We start from the raw sequence: 18,451 nt of genomic DNA, 5'->3' as shown, positions 1-18,451 counted from the left end.
CCGCGCGACTGGACAACGGCCAGGCCATGGCCATCCGCGACACCAAGGACCGCACCCTCCCCGCCTTCACCTTCACCGGCGATGCCTGGAACACCTTCCTGACCACCGTCAAGGAAGGCTGACGCCCATGGCGGCGAAACCCCGTTGGTTCACCTCCAGTTACAGCAACGACCAGGGCGGCGACTGTGTCGAAGCCGCGCGACTGGACAACGGCCAGGCCATGGCCATCCGCGACACCAAGGACCGCACCCTCCCCGCCTTCACCTTCACCGGCGATGCCTGGAACACCTTCCTGACCACCGTCAAGGAAGGCTGACGCCCTCGCGCCCGCTCGGCCAACGGCCGGGCGGGCGCGGGGTGTTGCGCGCTATGTCACGTCAGCACCAGGTGGTGTCGGGGTGCAGCGCGTCCCAGGTGTTCGGGCCGATGATGCCGTCCACGCTGAGATTGCAGTGCCCCTGGACCCACCTGACGGCGGTGGCCGTCCCGGGGCCGAACTCGCCGTCCTGGGTGATGCCCCGGCCGTGCACCGCGTTCAACAGACACTGCGCGTGCAGCACCGCCGCACCACTACTGCCCTGCGAGAGCGTCGGGTGGCTGCCGTTGTAGTTGCAGCTACCCAGCACGGAGACCGAGCCGGACGCCGAGGTCGCCGCCGTCGCTGCCGGGGCCAGGCTGACGCCGACCAGGAGGACGGCGAGGGCCAGCATGGTTCGGAAGACATGCCTCATGAGTGTTCTTACCTTCCCTGCGTTGGTCGTCCACTGTGGGATCGCAGGGGGGAGGACCCCCCGATGCCCCGCTGGCACCGCGGCCTTCTTCCGTGCGTGGTGGCACGGCCCCCCGGTCGCGGTGGTGCGGTGGCGTGACCCATGGTGGCGGGGAGGGCGGCCCCGTGGGAGGGGTCGGGCTGACCCCTTGTGCGGCCTGTTATGTCCTGCTATGGCGCGCGGGCCGCCTTGTTGCCCGACCTTGTCCGAGGGATGCCCGAGGCATGTCCGTGACTTTTGCGGGGCTTGTCCCGACAAAGCGTCCACCCCGATACTCGACCGCATGGATCGCCGCTCAGAGCTGAGGGACTTTCTGCGTTCCCGCCGGGCCAGGTTGAGCCCGGCCGAGGTGGGGTTACCGACCTACGGGGAACGGCGCCGGGTGCCCGGCCTGCGCCGCGAGGAGGTCGCGAGTCTCGCCGGCACCGGCGCCGAGTACTACGTGCGGTTGGAGCAGGGGCGCAACGACCGGGTGTCGCCGGGTGTGCTGGACGCGGTCGCGCGGGTGCTGCGGCTCGCGCCGCTGGAGAGGACGCATCTGCACCGGCTGGCCCGACCGGCCAGGCAGCGCGCGGCGCGGCCCTGCCCGGACAGCGCCGCGCCCGGGATGTGTGAACTGCTGGACTCCCTCCCCTCGTTGCCCGCGTGTGTCATCGGGCGGCGTACCGAGTTGCTGGCGTGGAACCGGCCGGCCAGGCTGCTCTTCGGCGAGGTGTTCTCCCCGGAGCCCGGCGCGCGGCACATGGTGCGGCAGGTGTTCGTGCACCCGGCGGCGCGCGGTCTCCTCCGCGACTGGGAGTTGACGGCTCGTCTGCTCACCGGGCGGCTGCGGCTCAGCTTCGGGCGATGTCCCGACGACCCCGAACTCCTCGCGTTGATCGAAGCGTTGTCGGCGGCCAGCGCCGAGTTCCGGCGGGTCTGGTCGGAGCAGCACCTGGCGATGAGGAGTCACGGCTCCTATCGGATCACGCATCCCGCGTTCGGCGCGTTCACCCTGCCCTACCGGGCGTTGAGCCTTCCGGACGAACCTGACCAGTTGCTGGTGGTCCACTCCGTCGCCCCGGGATCGGAGCTGGCGGCGGCGTTGGGCGGACCGGCAGGCCCGTCGAAACGGCCTCCCTCCCCGGAGAGTTCCGGGTAGGGAGGCCGTCTCGTCTCGCCGTGGTGCCGCGTTGGCTACGCGCGCTCCAGCTTCCAGGACTGGGCGATGCTGCCGTTGCAGTTCCACTGCTGGATGCGGGCCTGGAGGGCGTTGCTGCTGGACTGGATGTCCAGGCAGTAGTCGCTCTTCTCGGACCGCAGGCTGGCCGTGCCGTCCTCGTTCAGCTCCACGCGCCACCGCTGCGGCGACAGGCCGTTGCACGTCCACGTCTGGATCTCGGCGCCCATGGACGTCGAACCGTTGGGAACGTCAAGGCAGTTGCCCATGGCGGAGAGCGTGAAGACGTTCGGGGAACCGGCCTGGCGCAGTGTCCACTGCTGGGCCGAGGTCCCGTTGCACTCCCACTGCTGGATCTTGGCGCCGGCCTCCGTGTTGCTGGCCTCGACGTCGAGGCAGCGGTCGGGTCCCGTCGTGGCGACCAGATAGTAGGCGGCGCCGTCCACGATGGTGAGGGACGGCTGGTTCGCGAGGGGCTCGGGATCCGGCTCCGGCTCCTCCTCGGGTTCCGGCTCGGGCTCGGGTTCTGGTTCGGGCTCGGGCGCCGGGGCGGGAGGGGGAGCGGGTTCCGGCTCTGGCTCCGGCTCGGGCTCCTCCTCGGTGGGTTCCGGTTCGGGTTCCGGTTCCTCGGTCTCCTCCTCGGTCGGTTCCGGCGCGGGGGGCGCGGGGGCCGCGACGGGGCGGCCCTCGTCTCCCCCGAAGACGCCACCGACCAGTTGGACGGAACCGGCGATCACCGCCACCATGACGAACGCCCACACCAGGGAGGTGTAGACGCGCTTGGCCGGCAGCAATCCCCGGCGCGCCTTGGTCGGTTGACGCGCGAACGCGTCCGCGAACCGACCGTCGGTGCGGTTCGGCTGTTGTTTCATCAGTGCCTCACGGTCAAGACGAGGGGCGCCACACGGGTGCCCTCGTCGTGGTTCGTCAGGGGTGCCGTCGCGGCGTCGGGGCGGCGACGGACCTGGGGGTTCTCTCCTGGTCAGCCACCTCCCTGCCGCGCACTGCCGCCGATGTCCTCGGGTCGGACGATGTCCCACTCCTGGTCGTCGGTGTTGGTGCACGTGAAGATCATCAGGTGCAGCTGCTCTGCGTCGTCCCGGTTGCCCGGGACGTCGAGGCAGACGTTGTTACTGGCGTAGTTGCGTATCCAGTAGGTGCCGTTGTCCTGCTCGTCGAACCACCACAACTGGTTGTCCTCGGTGGTTCCGTCACAGGTGAACTCGTAGACGCGGGTGTGCAGCGGCCGGGCGCCGTACTTGGGCAGGTCGAGGCAGAGGCCGTCGAGGGCGTTGCGGATCTGGACGAGGGGGGCGCCGCCGGGGCCCTGGTCCTCGTACATGACCTCCAGGTGCCACTGCTGGTTGTCCTCGTCGGGGAGGCAGCGGTACTGCTGGACCTTGCCCGAGGGCTCGCCCTCGCCCTCGCCGGGGATGTCCACGCAGCGGCCGGTGGCGTAGTTGCGCAGCATGACGTTCTCGGCCGGGACCGGCGCGGGCTCCGGGTCGGCCATCGGCTCCGGTTCGGGTTCCGGTTCCGGTTCGGGTTCCGGCTCGGGGACGGGCTCCGGTTCGGGCTCGGGCTCGGGTTCCGGTTCGGGCTCCGGTTCGGGTTCGGGCTCGGGTTCCGGCTCGGGTTCGGGTTCCGGGACGGGGGGCGCGACGGCGGCGACCGGGTCGGTCTCCTCACCGTCGGAGAAGACGGCGCCGACCGCCCGGACGGAGCCGGTGATCACCGCCACCGTCAGCACGGCCCACACCACGGAGGTGTAGACACGCCTGCCGGGCAGCAGTCCCCTGCGGGGCCTGGCCGGCTTCCGGGCGAAGGTGTCGGCGAACCGGCCGTCGGTCCGGTTCGGCTGGTCTGTCATCGCTGCCTCACGGTCGGGGCCCGGCGTGGGGGGCTCGGGCGGTCGGGGGCGGGGTGGTCAGGAGGTGGAGTCGGGCAGGTCGTTGTCGTCGAGGGTCGTCAGGTCGCTCTCCTTGGGTGAGGTGAGCTCGGCGACGCGCATGGCCTGGTGCTCGGTCATCCGCTGGAAGATCTGGCGGGCGCTGCGCCCGTTGCCGAAGCCCTCGCCCCTGGGGATGGAGCCGATGTGGTCGCCGAGCGCCTTGCGGGCGCCTTCGGTCAGCTCGTAGCGGTGGCGCCTGGCGTGGTGCTCGACGATGCTGACCAGTTCCTCGGTGGAGTAGTCACTGAAGAGCAGGCTGCGGGTGAAACGCGAGGCCAGGCCGGGGTTGGAGTCGACGAAGCGGTTCATCTCGCCCGGGTAGCCGGCGGCGATCACGACCACCTCGTCGCGGTGGTCCTCCATCAGCTTGACCAGTGTGGCGACCGCCTCCAGGCCGAAGTCCTGGCTGACGCCGGCGGGGGTCAGGGCGTAGGCCTCGTCGATGAAGAGCACGCCGCCGCGCGCCCTGTCGAACGCCTCGGTGGTCTTGGGGCCGGTGTGGCCGATGTACTCGCCGACCAGCGCGCTGCGGTCGACCTCGACGAGGTGGCCGCGGGAGAGCAGGCCGAGGGCGTGCAGCAGCCGGCCGTAGAGGCGGGCGACGGTGGTCTTGCCGGTGCCGGGGTTGCCGGCGAAGACCAGGTGGCGGCTGAGCGGGGGCGCGGGCAGTCCGGCCTCCTGGCGCATCCGGACGGTCTGCATCAGCTTGACCATGCCGCCGACGTCGCGCTTGACGGTCTCCAGGCCGACGAGTTCGTCGAGTTCGGCGAGGAGGTCGGTCAGCGACTCGGCCTCGATCTCGCCGTCGTCGCCGTCCGCGCCCTGGCCCGCGGCGGCGGTGGCCGTCGGCGCGCCGGCGCGCGCTCCGGCGCCCGCGCCGGGGGACGCGGGGGGTGTGCCGGCCGGGCCCTGGGGGCCGCCGGGGTCTCCGGCGGGCGGGGTGGGGCCGCTGTCGCCGGCGCGGTCGCGGGACCGGGGGGCGGGGGTGCCGGGCTCGGTGCCGCCGCGCCGGACGCCGGGCAGCCGGGGGGAGCCGACGTTGATGGAGACGCAGTTCTCGAAGACAGGGCTGGCGCCCTCGAAGACGCCCAGGTCGTGGGCCGAGTCGAAGACGCGGCAGCCTCGGAAGCGGGGGGCGGCCTCGCGGCCGACGTGCAGCGCGGGGAAGCCGGTGGCGATGACGTCGCAGTGGTCGAAGGTGCCGCGTGAGCCCTCGCCGACCATCACGCCGTGCTTGCCGCTGCGGGCCACCCGCACGCCGCGCACCCGGGCGTCGGCGCCCGACTCCAGTTCGACGCCGTTGCCCTGCTGGCCCGTCACCGAGCAGTGCAGCAGGGTCGACTCCTCGGTGGAGCGCAGGCGCACGCCGGTCTCGCCGCCGACGACCCGCACGCCGCGCATCGTGACGCGCGCCTGGTCGCGCACCTCGACGCCGGACAGGCGCGCGTCACGCAGCGTGGACTCCTCGATCTCGGCGCGCGCGGTGTGGTCGAGGCGGATGCCGGAGCGGGCGGCGTTCTCCACGCGGCAGTCCGTCAGCAGCGCCTCGGCGGCGTCCTGCACGAGGAGGCCGTTGCGTCCGGCGCCGAACAGGCCGCTGGCGCGCAGCAGTACGCGGGAGGCGTCGCGGGCGCGCAGCGCCGAGCCGGAGCCGCCGTGGACCCGCAGCTGGTCGGCGCGGAGGACGGCGGTGCCGGAGACGGCGACGCCGATGCCCTCGACGTCCTCGATGGCGGTGTCGTCCAGCCGGGCCAGGGCGTCGCCGGTGAGGTGGAGCGCGGTGTGGCGGGCGGCGCGCAGCCGGCTGCGGCGGGCGACGAGGACACCGCCGGCGGTGGGGTCGGCGAGGTCGGCGGCGAGGTCGTGGTTGAGGGGGATGTCCGTCACCGGCTGGTCGGGGCGGGTGGCGTGGTTGCGCGAGCCGAGGACCTCGACGCGGCCCTGGCTGATGACGCAGTGCTCCAGGGTGAGCCCGGCGGCGTCCTCGACCCGCAGCAGCGCCTCGCCGGGGTCGACGCCGCGCAGCACCAGGCCGTTGACGCGGCAGTCGGGGGCGGCGACGGAGAGCGCGCCGGCGGCGGCCGGGACGGCGACGGTGACGGAGCCGGGTCCGTGCTGCGGGACGAGGGAGACCTTGCGGATCAGCCGGAACGACTCGCGGTACTCGCCGGGGGCGATGCTGATCACGGCTCCGGCCGGGGCGGCGCCCAACGCCTCGGTGATCGTCCGATAGGCACCCCGGACGCGGGGCGCTACGCGGATCGGCTCTGTCATGGGTTCTCTCCGGGGGCGTCTGAGGTCGTCTCGGGGTCGCCCGAGGCGTCGGGAACGGATGGGGTCTCCGGCGGCGGCGGCGGAACCGGTGAGGTGATGCCGAGGATGTCGCGGACCTCGGGGCCGAAGACCAGCTGCCCCAGTGGCTTGTCGATGAACTTGCCCATGACCGGGACGACCACGAAGTCCATCACACCCTGCCGGTGGTACCAGCGGGCGCCCATCGAGTTCTGCATCGCGGCCTTCAGCGCGCCGGTCGCCAGGCCACCGACGACGGTGCCCAGCGCGGTGGCGCCGGCGAGCGCGGCGGCCTGGCCGAGGGAGACGTCGTGCCACTCGCCGTCGGGGCCCTTGACGCCGAGCGCCTCGGCGGCGACCAGGGTGCCGAGGAAGGAGCCCAGCGGGGCGACGACGAAGCCGTCCTTGAAGAAGTCGTAGGTGCCGCCGCGCCAGCGCAGCACGAACTCGTTGGAGGCCCACTCCCCCGCCCAGTCGTCGTCGTCCTGGCGGTGGCGGTAGGGGAAGCCGCGGTCCTGCCAGTTGAGGCCGACGCGGAACTGCGAGTGGTGGGCGGCGAAGTTGTGCAGCCCGATGAAGCCGGCCTTGACGGAGGCCCCGACGAGCGCGCGCAGCGCCGCCGCCGCCACGTCGTTGAGGCCGAAGTCCCCTGGCATGGCCGCGTAGATCGCCATGCCGACGCCGAAGTCCAGCACGAACTCCTGGGCGAACTCGATCGCCATGTGCTGGAAGTTGCGCAGCGCGAACGGCGTGTAGGTGGACTCGCCGGTGGCCTCGACGCCGGAGCCCCAGGGCGTGCGCCGGGGCTGCCGGTACATGCGCTCGAAGCCGCGGAACTCGTTGAGCGCGTCGATGTAGTAGGTCTCCCGGCCGGTCAGCCGCAGGTCGCCGCCGAAGCGGGCGGCGCCCTCGGCGCTGAACGAGGCGGCGGGGATCTCCCGGACGTAGCCGGCGACGGAGCGCTCGGTGAGGACCTTCCAGGTGCCCGCGTCGGCGTCGTAGTTCCACCGCCGCCAGTGCTTGGCCATGGCCTCGATCTCCAGGAAGGTGCCGTCCGGCAGCTGGGTCTTGCGGCGGGCGACGGCGCCGGACTCGAACTCCGTCCAGGCGAGACCGCGGTGGTTGTCCCGCGTGCGGGGCAGCGTGGTGAGGCTGTTGGCGTCGGGGAAGTACTCGCGGACCCGCAGCGGGGAGTCGTTGAACGCCTGGCGGATCGAGCTGCCCACGGCGGTGGGCAGTTCCTGGACGACGGTGTAGCCGCCGCCGGGGTTGACCAGTCGGTCCTCGAACCGGCGCATGTCGTCGAACCAGACGCGGACCCGCTGGCCCTGCTCGCCGAAGTTCATGACGTTGCCGAAGCGGTCGACCTTGTTCCAGTGCCAGGTGTCGGGCGCTCCGTCGGCGCCGCGCCCCTTCCAGGCCATGACGGCGGTGTTGTCGGAGAGGACCCGGAACTCGCGGACCAGCTCGCGCTGCCCGTTGACGGTGGCGTAGTCGCGGAACGACTCGCGGTCGAAGTACTGGTGGTGGTCGAACTGGTTGCGGGAGGCCAGGCTGCGGCTGCCGCCGAGCGTGGTGCCCTCGACGGACCAGGTGACCTTGCCGCCGCTGTAGAGGCTGAGGACCCGCAGGTCGGCGCCGTTCGCGCCGGCTCCGACCCAGGTGTCCATGCGGCCGATCAGCTTGCCCTGGTGGGTCATCAGCGTCCAGTCGCCGTTGCCCGCGTGCACGGTGCGCTGGAAGTCGAGGCCGCCGTCGCCCGCCTGCCCTCCGGTGCGGGGCGGCGGACGGAAGTCGAGGATGGTGCCGTCGCGGAAGCCGATGCGGTTGGTCTGCCAGGCGTCGCCGGCGTTCCGGGTGTACCAGTTGCCGCCCGCCGGCACGTCCGCGCGGAACTGGTCCTGCCAGAGCACGTCGGCGCGCGTCTTACCAGTGGCGGCCGGCGGGTCGATGAAGTCGGCCGCCTGGAAGGTGCGCTGGCCCGACAGCTTGCCGGGGCCCTCCGTCCAGGGCAGGTAGCCGTCCTGGCGCGTGGCGCCGTCCGGCAGCTTGACGGTGGGGCCGACCTCCAGGGTGTTGCCGTTGGTCAACGGCCTGGTCTCGCCGGCGATTCGGCCGTCGTGCGAGATCATCATGGTGTTGAAACCGCGGGTGCTGGTCACCTGCACCCCGTGGTCGAGCACGGTGTCGCCGCGGCCGATGCGGTACTCGTTGGTCTGGAGCCGGCTGTCCATGAACCAGGGCGCGTCGCCGCCCTGCCCGAGGTAGCGGTTCTCCCGGGGCAGGAACGGGTGCGGCAGCCCGAAGAAGCGGCCCCGCGAGGTGTTCATGTCCATGTGACGGAACTCGGAGGAGAGCAGCGCCCGGAAGATGTTGTTCGGCCGCTGCTCCGCGATCCTGTGGGTGTCCATCCACAGGTCGTCCGGCAGGTCGCGGTGGGTGCGGACGTCCTTGGCCTGCGGCGAGACGCTGACGAAGCCCTGCTTGGGCAGGCCGTCGGTGCCCAGGTCGTCGGCCCTGAAGGTGCGCAGCCCGTGCACGCCGAGGCGACCGATCTTCTCGTTGACCTGCGCCACGGTGTTGGTGCGCGGGTTGGGCATCTCGTCGTGCCAGCCGTTGCCGAACCAGCCGTAGCGGCGGTTGCCGGTGGCCTGGAGGCCGAGGTCGCCGTCGAAGCGGTACCAGCGGCCGACCTCTCCGGTCTGGAACGACAGCCCGTCGCGGGAGTCGCGCAGGCCCAGCACATAGCCGCCCTGCGGGGTCTCCCGGTAGTGGTGGACCGGGCCGGTGGAGGTGCGGGAGACGTGGATCTGCTCGCCGTAGTCGTAGAACGTGCGGCGGCTGGTGCCCCAGATCCGCAGGCCGTCGCCGGCGGCGTTGCCTCCGGCGTCCAGCTGCTGCCAGCGTTCGCGCTGCGTCGTGCCGAACGAGAAGACGCCCCTGCGCTTGACGAAGTCGGCGACGGCGCCGGGCGCGTGGGCGTCCAGCACGCCGCCGTTGGGCAGCGGGCGGCGTTCGAAGGCGAAGCCGCGGATGCCGTGCTCGTTCATGGTGAGCAGGAAGACGTGGCCCTCCGAGGCGCCCTTCGGGTCGACGCGGCCCCGGTCCAGCCACGGACCGCGCGCGGGTGGCGCCTCGCCGCCGCGCCAGTGCTCCCAGGAGCCGCCGGTGACCTTGCCGTTGGCGTCGTGCTCGTAACGGACCAGGTAGAACTCGCCGTCGGGGTGCCGGCCGTGGTGGACGATGTTGACGCGCTGCTCCAGCAGGCGGCCGTCGGCGGCGTACTGGCGGTACTCGCCGTCGCGCAGCCCCCGGGCGTCGCCGGTGTAGCGGAAGCCGCCGCCGTCGGTGGCGGTGGTGGTGCGCCCGGGCATCGGGGCGAAGTCGACGTCGCGCACCAGGCGGGCGCCGTCGATCTCGGCGAAGCGCCGCCCCTTGGCGTCGCCCATCTCCACCACCCGGACGGTCCGGGGCTCGATGGCGCCGCCGCCGGCCGGCTGCTCGTAGGTGGTGAGGGTCCGGACGCGGCTGCCGTCGGCCGCCGCGGTGCCGAGGTGGGCCTCCAACCGGCCGTCGCGGCCGAAGACCCAGACGCGGCCGTCCCCCGTGTCGCGCACCCGGAAGCCGCCGTTGAGGTCGACATCGGTGGGTGTGGCCTGCCGGCCGACCACCAGGCGGTCGGCACGCGGCGTCAGCGTGTTGTCCAGCACGTCGTAGGCGCGGTAGGTCTGCCCCTTGTAGGTCATCTCGTGGACGCGCACGAAGTCGCCGACATCCCCCGCGTTGCCGCCGGTCAGCGGCCTGACCTGGAAGCGGAAGGCGCCGGTGTCGGTGAACACGTCGGTCAACGTGTCGCCCGCGCGGGTCACCCGCAGGCCGCCGTCGGCGGTGCGGACGACCTGGGGGCCGGCCAGCTCCGTGCCGTCGGCGGCGCGCGGCGTGGGAAGCACCGCGTCGTCGGCGAGCCGCACCCAGGCGTGGGTGCCGGCGGTGGCGTCGGAGCCGGTGAAGCTGATCACGCGGTGGGTGGCACCGCCGGTCGAGGGGTCGACGATCAGGTGGTCCTGCTGGAAGCGGACGCGCAGCGAACCGTCCGTCTGGAAGACGGCGGTGACGGAGCGCGCCTCGCCGCCGGGGGGCGTGATCCGCGCTCGGCCGGGGTCGCGCGGGAGGTCGAGCCGGTGGCCGTCCAGCGCGCCGCCGTTGAGGGTGAGGCGCTCCATCGTGAAGCCGCCGTCGGCGTCGTGCACCCGGGTGATCCCGCCGCCGCCCGGCGTGGAGACGTGGTACTCGCCTCCCACGACCCGGAAGTCGGCGGTGTGCTCGGCGCCGCCCGCGGCGCGGAGCACGGGCCCGCCGCCGGCGGCTGCGTCGACGGACCGGAAGACCCAGGCGTCGGCGGCGCCGGCGCGCGGCGTCAGCGGCACGGCGGTGTGGGTGACGTGTCCCGTGCCGTCGACCACGGTGTGCGGCCGGCCGACGCCCTCGTCGATGCGGAAGCCGTCGAAGCCGCCCCAGTGCTGCGCGGTGGCCTGCTGGTTCGCGGCCCCGGGGGTGCGGACGTGCGGCGGCTGCCCGTCGTGCGGGACGACCAGGGTGCGGCCCGGCACCGGCCCGCCGGCGATCGGGTGGCTCTCGCGCAGCAGTTGGCCGGCGAAGCCGCCGCCGGCCGCGGCGTCGGCCCGGTACTCGAAGTGGGAGCCGCCCCTGGTGACGGTGAACTGGCCGTCGATGGCCGGGTTGAACCTGACGCCGAGGTCGCCGACCTCGTCGGCCGCGTTGACGAAGAAGTGCTGCCCGCCCGGGCGTTGGGACCAGGCGACCAGGCCGGTCGTGCCGTCGGGCAGCGTCGTCTCCACCAGGCGGTGGCTGAAGGCGCCGGTGTCGTCGACGACGCCGTGCGCGCCGCCGACGCGCACCAGGTAGCCGTGGTCGCCGAGCGGGGTGGCGGAGCCGCCGGGCACGGGGGCGCCGCCGCGCGTGAGGTGCGGCACGCCGCCGGTGTGGGGCACGACGAGGTCGACGCCGTCCAGCCCGTCACCGGCGCCGCGCACCCGGTGCGCCTCGCTCAGCAGGGAGCCGTCGGTGCCGTGGGTGAACGCGGAGTCGCCGCGGTGGACTTCGACGGCGCCGCCGACGATCCGCACGTCGTGGCCGCCGACCACGGCGTGGGTGGTGACGTTCCGCACCTGCGCCGGCCCGCCGGGCGGGGTGTGCAGCGCCCAGTCGGACGCGGTGCCGTCGGCGTTGCGCAGCGGCAGCGTGACCTCGGTGGGGGCGCCGGCGCGGTTGACGCCGGCGATCGCGTCGTCGGAGACGAGCAGCAGGTCGTCGCCCCGGGGGACGACGCGCACGTCGAGGGCGCCGCCGGCGGCGTCGACGAGGCGGGGGCCGCCGGTGACCGGGTTGACCAGCCACGCGCCGTCGAACGCGGTGCCGCCGCGGAGGCGTTGGGCGAGGTGGACGAGGGCGCCGTCGGCGCCGTGCGAGGCGACCGTGTCGGGCTGCTCCAGGCGGCGGACCTCGAAGCCGTCGCCGACCCGTTCGACGGTCGAGCCGGCGATCCGTCCGCCGCCCGCCGCCTCCAGCCACGCGGTCTCGCCGCCGGCCGGGCGCGCGGGCACCACGATGTGCTCGCCCGTGGTGTCGGGGCCGTGGCGCAGCGGCAGGTCGTCGCCGATCCTGGTGCCGTCCGCCCCGATCAACTGGCCGGCGCCGGTCGGCGGTTGGACGCGGAACCTGCCGTCGGTGAGGACGTCCACGGTCGCGCCCACGGCGGGGCGGCCGGGCGGGGCGACGAGCGTGGGCCGCGCGCCCGGGGTGCGGCCGGTGTCGGGCACGCGCAGGTCGTAGCCGCTCCACTGGCCTTCCGTCAGGTGGTGGACGCGGGTGTCGAGGGCGCCGGTCGCCGGGTCGTGGATGTCGGTGGTCTGGCCCCGGCGGATCGTGACGGCGTCCGCGGTGACGTCCAGCGCGCCGGGCCGGGCGTTGCCCGCGGCGTCCACCAGTACGGGGGCCCCGCCCCCGCCGCCGACGGGGGTGAACACGTGGTCGGTGGCCGGGCCGCCGCCTGCGGGGCGCAGCGGCACCACGGTGTGGGTCGTGGCGCCGGTGTGGTCGACCACCCGGTGCCCGTCGGCCAGGGCCAGGTGGAAGCCGGAGCCGTCGGCGAGCGGGGTGACCGCGTCGTCCACGGCGGCGAGCCCGCCGTCGGGGGTGACCCGGTGCAGCGTCAGGCCGCCGCCGGTGAGCCGGCCCTGGAGGCCGGCGCCGAGGGAGACCCAGCGTTCGGTGTGGACCTCGACGCCGTCGCGGATGACGCGCACCACGTCGCCGTCCGGGCCGTTCTCGAATCGGACGGTCGGCGGGGTGGCGCCGTCGGCGGCGGAGCCGGTGAGGTCGGCGCGCGCGAGGCGGCCGGTGCCGGGGTCGAACGCGAGGCGCAGGTCGTCGGGGGCGAACGACGCGCCGTGTCCCGGGTTCCCGGCGCCGCCGGCGTTCCCCGTGGCGCCCGGGTTCCCGGCACCGCCCGCGTTCCCCGTGGCGCCCGGGGGCGGCACGAGCGGGCTCTCGTCCATCGCCCTGGCGACGATGAGCGTGCGCGGGATGTCCGGCATCGGCGGCGTCGGGCGCTTGACCGCCTCCATGAGCTGCTGGCGGACCAGGGCCTGGTCCTCGGCGTTGAGCAGGCGGTAGTCGACCTCGGTGACGCGGTGCGCGCCGGGCATGGAGGGCTGGTCGGACCGGAAGGCCCCGTTGAACAGGTCGTGGCTGACGGCCCGGGAGTCCGGCGTGTACACCACCAGTCGCGGCGCGCCCCTGACATACCGCCCGTCGGCGCCGATCTCCGTCGGGTCGACGCGGCGCACCGTGTGGTCGGTGAGCGTGACGCCGTCGGCGCCGCGCGGGTGCGGGTAGATCGTGCCGTGGCGGCCGACGACCGCCATCATGTCCGGCTCGCCGGGGCGGCCGGTGAGGACGATCACCCGGTGGACGTCCGTGCCGCCGGGCTCGATCAGGTGGTGAATACCACCGTCGGTGGTCATCAGGTGACCACCGGAGCCGAGCGGGGCGACGTCGGCGTCGGGCACGGCGCGGCCGTCGGCCTCGACCAGGCGGGGCGGCGCGCCTTCGGGGATGAGGAACACCCGGCCGTCGAGCGGCCCGGCGGTGACGGGCAGGGCGCGGCCCAGCACGCTGCCGTCGGCGGCGACGAAGTCGGCGGTGCCGTCGGGGAGTTCGCGGCGCAGCACCGCGCCGTCCAGCCACGCCCCGTCGAGCGGCTGGGTGCGGCCGGCGCCGGCGGGCAGCGCGACGAGCCGGTCGGCGCCGCCGGGCACGGGCACGTGCACGACGGGCTGGGCGCCCAGCCCGGTGCGGTCCAGCAGCACCGCGCCCTTGCCCGGCACCTCGGCCAGGAACAGGTCGTCGCCGAAGCGGGCGACCGTCGCGGCGTCCAGGATCGCGCCGGCGGCGTCCGCGACGCGGTGCGCGCCGCCGGGCAGCAGCGTGACCTGGTAGCCGGCCAGCGGGCCCTCGTCGACGCCTCGGCGCAGCCCGGTGAAGCGACCGCCCATGTCGTAGACGGCGCCCGAGCCGCCCTCGCGGCCGATGAGCAGCAGGTCGCCGTCGTGGACCAGGTTGATCCCGCGCGCCGGGGTGCCGTCGGGGCGGAACGCGAGGGGCACGCCGCCGTCGCGCAGCGGCATGCCGCCCAGGCCGTGGGTGGCGCCGTCGCCGCCGCGCAGCGGGAAGACGTCGTGGGTCTGGACACCGGCCCCGTCGACCACGCCGGGCCGCTGGCCGGGGACCTGCACCAGGTGGCCGCCGTCGCCGGCCGGCCGGACCGTGGCGCCGGGCACGGGGGCGCCGTCGGCGTCGACGACGCGGGCCCGGCCGCCGCCGGCCGACACGTCGAGGCGGTTGCCCTCGCCGAGCGGGCCGCCGGCGCGTGCGGCGCCGGAGCCGAGGAACGCGCCGTCGGCGCCGTGCACGGTGTAGGTGGCGCCGGTGCGGACGACGACGCGGTTGCCGTCGAAGCCGGCGGTCACGTCGTCGGTCAGCAGCCGGCCGTCGGTGCGGTAGACGGCGCCGCCCGCGGTGCCGGTCGGCGGGGTGTAGACCAGCTCGGTCGGCTGCCCCGCGCGGTCGCTCAGCCGCACCGCGGGGCTCGACGAGCCGGCCGCGTCGACCAGTTGGAACGGTCCGTCGCCGAGGCGGACCAGCGTGCCGTGCGCGCCGAGGCGCACCGCGGGCCCCGCGTCGGTGAAGGCGCCGCCGACGTCGCGGACCAGCACCGGCTTGCCGTCGAGGGCGCGCTGCGGGACGGCCAGCATCAAGTCCTCGCCGCCGTCGGTGAACCGGAAGGCGTCGTGGGTGTGGACGCCGTCGCCGTCCATGACGACCGCGCGGTGGCCCGGGCGTTCGACCAGCAGGCCGTCGCCGAAGGGCCGCACGCCCGCGCCGTCCAGGAGCTGCCCGTCGGGCCCGACGACCTGGGCCGGCCGGCCGCCGGGGGACGTCATCAGCTCGTGGCCCCCGCGGCCCGGCAGGCCGTGGGCGGAGCTGAGCAGGTCGCCGTCGAGGGAGTGGAAGTCGACGGTGCCCGGCTTGCGCTGGACCAGCAGGGAGTCGCCGACCACCTTCGCCGGGTGCGGGAGTTGGTCGCCTCCCCTGCCGATGAGCGTCACCTCGTCGCCGGCGCGCGGCAAGGCGGCGAAGCCGCCGGCCGTGCCGCCGGAGCCGCCGCGCAGCGGGACCAGGTCGTGGGTGTGGGCGCCGGAGGCGTCGACGACGGCGCCGCGCGGCGCGCCGGGCGGGACGACGGCCCAGCCGAGGTCGCCGACCCGGCTGACGGTGGCTCCGGCCACCGGCTGCCCGCCGAGGGTGACCAGGCGGGGCGCGCCGTCGAGCGAGGTGACGACCGCGTGGCCGGCGAGCGGCCCGGAACGGTGGGCGGTCAGGCCGCCGAGGTAGGCGCCCGCGTGGTCGTGGAGGGCGACGCTGTCGCCGCCGCGCACGGTGAGGCCGTCGGGGAGTATCCGCACCTCGCCGGGGGTCTGGGTGTCGCCGCGCAGCAGCGCGGGCGGGCCCTCGCCCCGGCCGGCGACGGTGACGCCGGTGGGGGCGCCGTCCTGGCCGAGGAGTTCGACGCGGGAGTCGGGCCGGAACGCGCCGCCGCCGTCGACCTCCGTGCCCCTGGCGGGGGTGCCGACGGGCGCGGCCGGGGCGTCGTCGAGGGCGGCGATCAGGTGGCGCACCGGGTCGGCGGGCGGCGGGGTGGCACCGTTGCCCGGGCCGTGGAAGAGGCCGAACCCGTTCGCCTCGCCCCCGCCGGCGCCCCGGGGGGTGAGCGCCGGTGGGGGCGTCGCGGCGGTCGAGGGGGGTGTGAGCGGCGCGGCGGCGGCGGGCCGGTGGGAGACGACGATGTTCTCCACGGGGACCACGCCGGGGCCGTGGCTGCCGGGGCGCTGGGCAAGCCCCAACGCGCCGTTGTCCGCGCCGCCTTCGCCGCCGCCCGCGCGGCTGACGGGCGGCGGGACGGAGGAGGCGATGCCGTCGGCGGGGGCGCCGGTGCCGGTGTCGAGGGAATCCAGCCGCACGGGCTGGATCCCGGAGCCGTGGATGCCCTCGCCTTCGAGCCCGCCGCCGCGCGGCTGCCGCACCGGCGCCGAGACCGTGCCGTCCAGCGCGGGCGCGACGGTGGAGGGCGGCGGGGTGGTGGTGGCCCTGACGGCGCCCGAGGTCTCGCCGCCCACGTGGCCTATCCCGCCGAGCGGGCGGGCGAGCGGCACGTCGCCGGCGGCGCGTGCCGCGCCGTCGCCGAGGTCGACGAGCGTGGAGCCGCTGTCGCCGCGCGCGGGGGTGGGCGTGACGCCGCCCGCGGTGTCGGTGACACCCGTGCCGGGCGTCGTCTGGTCGACGGGCCTGGCGGGGGCGCCGTCGACGGGCGCGGTGTGGAAGTCGGAGGTGGCGCGGGCGCCGTTGCCGATCTGGGAGGCGTCGGGGGCGGCCATCCCCATGCCCTGGTCGGCGAAGCCGACGCGCAGCGGCGGCGGCGCGCTGTGGGTCAGGTCGGCGCCGAGGTCGCCGGTCACCTTGCCGCCGACACCGGTCACCCCGGTCGAGGTGCCGACCTGCGGGACGGTCGCCGGGTTGACGGTGGAGACGTTGACGTTGACCGCGCCGGACTCGGCGCGCGGCGGGGCGATGCCGGCGGGCGGCACCGCCATGGTCTCGCCGAGCTGCTGCATCCCCGTCACGTTGACGGCGGGCAGGTCCGTCACGGCGCCGTCGGCGCCGACCATGCGGCCGACGTCCAGCGCCTGGTCGAAGCGGAGGGAGCCCACGTTGGCCTGGGAGACGTCGGCGCCGACCCCGCCGGTGTTGACGGCCTGGCCGCCGGGCACGGCGGGAGTGGGTGTGTTGACCTGCGAGAGCAGCGGCATCTCCACGCCGACGACCTGGCCGCCCGGGCTCGGCATGTGGGTCACGACGGAGGCCGGCGGCGCCACGTACAGGTCGCCCGGCAGATGGCCCATGCCCTCGACGGAGCCGATCTGGGAGCTGGGCGGGGCGAGGCTGGGCACGCCCATCCGGGTGCCCGACTCGGCCATGTGGACCGAGATCGGGGACACGGGCCGCATGTCCGCGAGGGACATGTCCACCATCTGGCCGTTCTGCGGCGACGGCACCGAGGGCGAGGTGACGGCGGTCGGCGGCTGGAAGGTGCCGGTGGGCGGCGGGTTGGTGACGGAGAGGTCCATCACGGAGGAGTTGGGCGTGAGGATCGGCGTGCGGTTGCCCGGGGTGAGGGCGAGCGGGGTGCCGGTCGGCGAGATGTCGCCCATGTTGAGGTCGACCGAGGCGCGGTTGGGCGTGCCGAGCCCGTTGAACCCGCCGCCGATCGTGATGACCGGCGCCTTGCTGGCGTCGCCGAGACCGGCGCCGAGGCCGCCGAGGAAACGCGCGGTGGCCGCGCCGCCCGGCTGGTAGCGCGACCACAGGGCGACGTTCACCTGCGGGTTGCGGGCGCCGTCGAAGCCGGCGATGGCACGGACGTCGATGGTGTGGGTGCCGTGGACGAAGGCGCCGGTGCGGTACTGGTTGAGCACGCCCCGGTTGAACATCGAGATCTTGAACGCGTTGGTGAAGCCGGAGAGGGACCACGCCTTGGAGCCCATCTCCATCACGTTGACGGGCAGGATGATCGCCGAGGGGCCCATCCCCTTGAAGTGGGACGTGACGTAGCCGGCGAAGCCGTCCACCCCGCCGAGGCCCTTGAAGATGGAGTTGTCGGCCCAGGCACCGCCCCTGATCAGTTCCTTGGTGCCCTTGATGGTGGTGGTGATGATCCCGCCGATGAACGCGATGCCGCCCGTGACCAGGCGCTTGGGGATCGTGCTCAGCTTGGTCACGATGTCGCGGAACGTCATGCCGGAGAACTTGGTCCAGGTGGAGGCGCCCCAGCTCTTGATGGCCTTGAAGGCGCCGATGACGTTCAGGCCGCGGGTGGTGGGGACCAGCATCCCCAGCACGGAGAGGACCAGTTCGGCGACGCTCGCCTTGCCGCCGGCGAAGTCGATGGCGGTCTTGACCATCAGCACCGCGCTGAGGGTGAGGAAGAGCACGGCGGTCGGGCCGCCGAGGATGATCGCCGGGAGGATCAGCGCGAGGACGAAGTAGGTGAGGAACTTCCAGAACTCCTCGCAGGGGTCGATCATCGAGCTGATGTCGGAGCCCGCGGTGGAGACGACGCCGGCCGCGGTGGAGGCCGCCTCGGAGAGGGTCTCACCGGCGTTCTTCGCGGTGGTCTGGTGCTCCTCCCACTCGGAGTCCTCCTTGTCGAGGCCGGCGGCGCTGCTCAACGCGCTGTCGGCGATGCCCTGCTGGGTGACCATCACGCCGTGGTAGGTGGTCAGGGCGTCGTACACCGACTGGTGGGCGTCCCGGAAGCTCTGGACGAACTTCCGCACCCGGCTGTCCATCTCGTCGCGGAGCGCGTCGGCGGTCTCGCCGATGAAGTAGGAGCTGTTCTCGCTCATCAACTCGTCGAGGCCGTCGTCGATGTCGGCCGCCAGGTCGATGATCTCCTTCTGGGCCTCCAGCAGCGCCTCAAGCTTGTCGGGGTCCCCGGGGGTGGGGTCCTCGTCCAGGTCGAGGGAACTCCAGTCGGACGAACGGGCCACGACGTGTCCTCTCCTCTCGACGGCGCGTCAGCCGGGGCGGCGCCGTCCCCCGCCGGGGGACGGTCGGGGGCCGTCCGCGACCAGCCCCTCG

8 protein-coding genes are annotated in these 18,451 nt (G+C 74.3%); 3 read left to right on the top strand and 5 right to left on the bottom strand.

Annotated features, from left to right (window positions below; translation table 11 throughout):
* Positions 1 to 8: 8 nt before the first annotated feature.
* A complete protein-coding gene (locus FH715_RS18990; protein WP_342782180.1) occupies positions 9 to 122 on the top strand; it encodes a DUF397 domain-containing protein in 114 nt (37 codons plus the stop codon).
* 5 nt (positions 123 to 127) lie between these two features.
* On the top strand, positions 128 to 316 hold the full coding sequence (locus FH715_RS18985; RefSeq protein WP_139646902.1) for a DUF397 domain-containing protein: 189 nt from the start codon (positions 128 to 130) through the stop codon (positions 314 to 316).
* A gap of 61 nt (positions 317 to 377) precedes the next feature.
* On the opposite strand, the gene FH715_RS28305 is transcribed toward FH715_RS18985, so the two are convergent.
* Complete coding sequence (locus tag FH715_RS28305; RefSeq protein WP_170184766.1) at positions 378 to 731, bottom strand: peptidoglycan-binding domain-containing protein; 354 nt, start codon at positions 729 to 731, stop codon at positions 378 to 380.
* 322 nt (positions 732 to 1,053) lie between these two features.
* On the opposite strand from FH715_RS28305, the gene FH715_RS18975 reads away from it, so the two are divergent.
* Positions 1,054 to 1,911, top strand: a complete 858-nt coding sequence (locus FH715_RS18975; protein WP_170184765.1) for a helix-turn-helix transcriptional regulator — start codon at positions 1,054 to 1,056, stop codon at positions 1,909 to 1,911.
* Between the two features lie 35 nt (positions 1,912 to 1,946).
* Here the strand turns inward: FH715_RS18975 and FH715_RS28610 are convergent, their stop codons facing one another.
* The 4 genes from FH715_RS28610 to FH715_RS18955 all read right to left on the bottom strand — a co-directional run bounded on the left by FH715_RS28610 (position 1,947) and on the right by FH715_RS18955 (position 18,360).
* Complete coding sequence (locus FH715_RS28610; protein ID WP_139646898.1) at positions 1,947 to 2,801, bottom strand: RICIN domain-containing protein; 855 nt, start codon at positions 2,799 to 2,801, stop codon at positions 1,947 to 1,949.
* A gap of 110 nt (positions 2,802 to 2,911) precedes the next feature.
* Positions 2,912 to 3,799 carry an RICIN domain-containing protein gene (locus FH715_RS18965; RefSeq protein ID WP_139646896.1) on the bottom strand — a complete coding sequence of 296 codons (888 nt, stop codon included), beginning with the start codon at positions 3,797 to 3,799 and terminating at the stop codon, positions 2,912 to 2,914.
* Between the two features lie 57 nt (positions 3,800 to 3,856).
* Complete coding sequence (locus tag FH715_RS18960; RefSeq protein ID WP_139646894.1) at positions 3,857 to 6,154, bottom strand: right-handed parallel beta-helix repeat-containing protein; 2,298 nt, start codon at positions 6,152 to 6,154, stop codon at positions 3,857 to 3,859.
* Complete coding sequence (locus tag FH715_RS18955) at positions 6,151 to 18,360, bottom strand: hypothetical protein (RefSeq protein WP_139646891.1); 12,210 nt, start codon at positions 18,358 to 18,360, stop codon at positions 6,151 to 6,153. Before FH715_RS18955 ends, FH715_RS18960 begins: the two co-directional genes overlap by 4 nt.
* Positions 18,361 to 18,451: the final 91 nt, after the last annotated feature.

Origin of the sequence: Streptomyces sedi (assembly GCF_006335015.1) — a bacterium.
Classification (GTDB): Bacteria; Actinomycetota; Actinomycetes; order Streptomycetales; family Streptomycetaceae; genus Streptomyces; species Streptomyces sedi.
The sequence above is the reverse complement of the archived record's forward strand: the minus strand, read 5'-3'. Positions and strand labels throughout refer to the sequence as shown.